Source organism: Ferruginibacter sp., assembly GCF_031391665.1.
In the GTDB taxonomy this organism is placed as follows: Bacteria; Bacteroidota; Bacteroidia; order Chitinophagales; family Chitinophagaceae; genus Ferruginibacter.
The window spans coordinates 1-3078 of the sequence record NZ_JANMUN010000196.1 but is presented as its reverse complement, the minus strand read 5'-3'; the positions used below and the strand labels follow the sequence as shown (position 1 = coordinate 3078).

The window sequence follows — 3078 nt, the reverse complement described above, 5'->3', positions numbered from 1 at the left end:
AACACATAAACATAAAAACGGGCAATGCTTCTAAAAAACCATCACCGCTTACAAAATGTGAAACAACTCCGCCTGATAACAGAAAGAACAATCCTGCATAAGCCCATTCTTTAAGTAATAAATATTTAGGAATAAGTATGGCCACAACAGCAAATATTTTCCATAAACCGATGATGGTTAGCAGATAAACTGGATAGCCCAAATGAACAATACCCTCTACATTAAAACTTGCTCTATAGAGTTGTGCGCTACCACCAAGCAACATCCCAAAACACAAAAAACCTGTAACTGCCCAGTAGGCAATATTTTTACTTTTTTTATTTTCCATTTTTTATTGATTGATTTTTAATAATTCTTGTAATCTATCATGTGCCATATTTAAGCCATTAGCAAATGGTAATTTTAATTGGTCTGCCCGGTGCTTTTCAGATTGATAAATCATGTGCATTGTCAATTTGCTTGTATTAGTTGTGATACTTTCAAATTCCAAAAATTCAAGTCTAACACCTGTAAGCAAATTATTCATTTCAAAAGTCCGGATGATTGTCTTGTTTGGTGTTACTTGATGAATTGTACCATTAGCCGTAAAAACTACTTTGCCTTGTCTTATAGTTTCAAATTCGAAGCTACCGTGGCTTTTACTTTCAAGTTTTAGCACCGTTAAGCCCATCCACTGTTCTAAAAGTGTAGGTTCTGTGTGTGCTTTAAAAAGCAATTCAACAGGTATCTCAAATTCTCTTGTTACTACTATGTCTTGCTTACCTTCTTCAGCAGTGATTATTGTTTTCTGTTCCATTATTTTTTATTTTTTGATTTATGATTTTTCATTAGAGCTTCCAGTTTGTTGAACTTATCATCCCACATTTGGCGGAAGGGTTCTAAAAAGTCTGCAACTTCTTTCATCTTTTTTGGGTCTATTTGATAGTAAATTTCCCTGCCGTTTTGTTCCTGTTTTAGCAACTCACATTCTGTAAGTATTTGCAAATGTTTAGAAACTGTTGGCCTTGCTGTATCAAAGTTGGAAGCAATTGCCCCTGCTGTCATTGTTTGGGTTGTTAGTAGCAGAAGTATTGCCCGTCTCGTCGGGTCTGCAATAGCCTGAAAAACATCACGTCTTAAATTCATAATGAAGTCATTTGACTACAAATATAAGTGTAGTTATTTGGCTACGCAAATATTTTTTGTGTATGCCTTGAAAAAAAAATCGGAGAGAAAATTTGAGATAATTTTTAAAACTGAAGTTTAGTGGCAGGTTCAGCAGCAAAAAAGCGAGCTTTGTGAGGGAATTAATGAAGAAAATATATCTAATTAAATAACAAAGCTTCCAAAACAATAGAACTAAGCTGCCCCGCCATTTTACAAACTCTAACACAATGTAGCGGGGCAGCTTTTTTATCAATTTAAGGGGCATTTTGAAATGCCCCTTTTTAAATAATTAACTTCAGTTACCTGCAAATTCACATTTTACAAAACTCTCACAAAGCTGAAAAGCCTTTTGTGTTTTTAATTGTGCAGTTCCACCGTACAACAAGGATTTCATTTTGGCTTCTTCGTCTTTATAATTTCTTATATTTTGAAAGTAGCCTGTAATGGCGTTGTATGTACCAAACACCGTTCCCTTTGTTGTTTCATATTGTTGGGATGGGCTGGTCATATTATATTCGTACACATCGTTACACATATTTTTAAAGCAAGTGCTCAATTCATCCAATTCACCTTTTTCAATGTCCTGCAATACTTCTTTGTTGGGAACCATTGCCAGTTTTATCAATTTCTGCACTTCTTTATCTGTAATACGAACTTTTGCCCATTGGTTATAAATTCCTTCTAACTGGATAGATAGCTGATTAGATATTCCCATTACTTTATGAGCTTGTTCCAGTCTTTCTTTCGCATTGGCTGTGTGACGGATTTTAATGGAATTACTACAGTTTTTTAATGCAGCGTTGAGGGTATTATTGCAAACGATTCGAATAGGAGTAAAAGCCGCCATGATGCTTCCAAACCCATCATGTGAAGTAGTTAGGAATAAATACTTTTCAATCATATCATCATTTCCTACTCTAATGTAGCCCGGCAATTTAGCAGTGATAAAAATCTTTTCGCCTTTGCCTAATGCTCCTGCGGTTTCGTACTGGATACCATCGCCACCAACAATAGCATCAAAAAAACTCAACGCATCAATATTTTGTACCACTTCATAGTCTTTACCCACTACACCTAAAATAGATTCATTATCTGTTCTGATAGTCGCATAAAAATTGGGTACTTCAATTTCGGAAATTTTAATTTCTATATTCTCCTGGGCTGCTTCGTTTTCGTTATCAAACGTAAACAGTTTTCTTTTGGCTACGGAATAATCAAGCCCTGCAAATTTTAGTACTTCTGCACTGGTGGGATAGCCTTCTACTATTTGGCCCAGGCCATGCCAGGCTTTTTCTTTTACTGAAAAGAAACTGTGTTTGCCTGTTTGCTCGTTGAAATTTAAATTATGTGCCATGCTTATTGATTTTAAATTTTGAAAATAATTTTTTGAAAAAGGGCATCAGCATTTTACCAATGCCCGTTAGCCATCTGTTCTAAAATGGCAAGTCGTCTGCAGGTACTGCAATTGCTTCAGCACTTGTTTTAACCGGTGAGTCATTTTTTACACCTGTACTTCCGTGTAGCTTAATTGTGTTTACATGAAAGGTTAATGTGGCTTTGGCTTCACCATCTTTGCTGGTGTAAGCGTTTACACCAATACGACCTTGTAACTCTACCAATGTTCCTTTGGTGAGGTATTGAGCAACACCGGGATTTACCCAATAATCACACTGTGCATAGGTCACCACTTTTGTTACTTCATTGCTGCCTTTTGCTTTGTAGCTGTCATTAATAGCTACGCTAAAGTTTACTACCTGTTTGTCATTTTTCAGGGTGCTGATTTTTGCATCACCTGTTAATCTTGCTGTCATTTCCATGATTGTAAATTTTAATTGTTTAATAAATGTTTAAAGTCGGCATACGCCTCGTTCGTTCTAATCGTAGCAACCCGGCCTTGAAACAGGTTTTGGCAAAAGCAAGGTTTTTGTAAAA

At 35.9% G+C, this 3078-nt stretch carries 5 protein-coding genes; all 5 read right to left on the bottom strand.

Features of this window, described 5'->3' with window-relative positions:
- A partial coding sequence (locus tag ACY651_RS14540) for a DoxX family protein (protein ID WP_462254004.1) occupies positions 1–328 on the bottom strand: 328 nt, incomplete at its 3' end.
- A 3-nt stretch (positions 329–331) separates the two neighbouring features.
- Positions 332–796: an SRPBCC domain-containing protein gene (locus ACY651_RS14535; RefSeq protein ID WP_462254002.1), complete on the bottom strand. Its 465-nt coding sequence runs from the start codon at positions 794–796 to the stop codon at positions 332–334.
- Positions 796–1125 (bottom strand): ArsR/SmtB family transcription factor, encoded by a 330-nt coding sequence (locus tag ACY651_RS14530; RefSeq protein WP_462254000.1) that lies wholly within the window; start codon positions 1123–1125, stop codon positions 796–798. The genes ACY651_RS14535 and ACY651_RS14530 overlap by 1 nt, the downstream gene beginning before the upstream one ends.
- Positions 1126–1441: 316 nt before the next feature.
- Complete coding sequence (locus tag ACY651_RS14525) at positions 1442–2500, bottom strand: DUF932 domain-containing protein (RefSeq protein ID WP_462253998.1); 1059 nt, start codon at positions 2498–2500, stop codon at positions 1442–1444.
- A gap of 79 nt (positions 2501–2579) precedes the next feature.
- Entirely contained in the window at positions 2580–2957 is a 378-nt protein-coding gene (locus tag ACY651_RS14520) for a single-stranded DNA-binding protein (protein WP_462253996.1), read from the bottom strand.
- Positions 2958–3078: the final 121 nt, after the last annotated feature.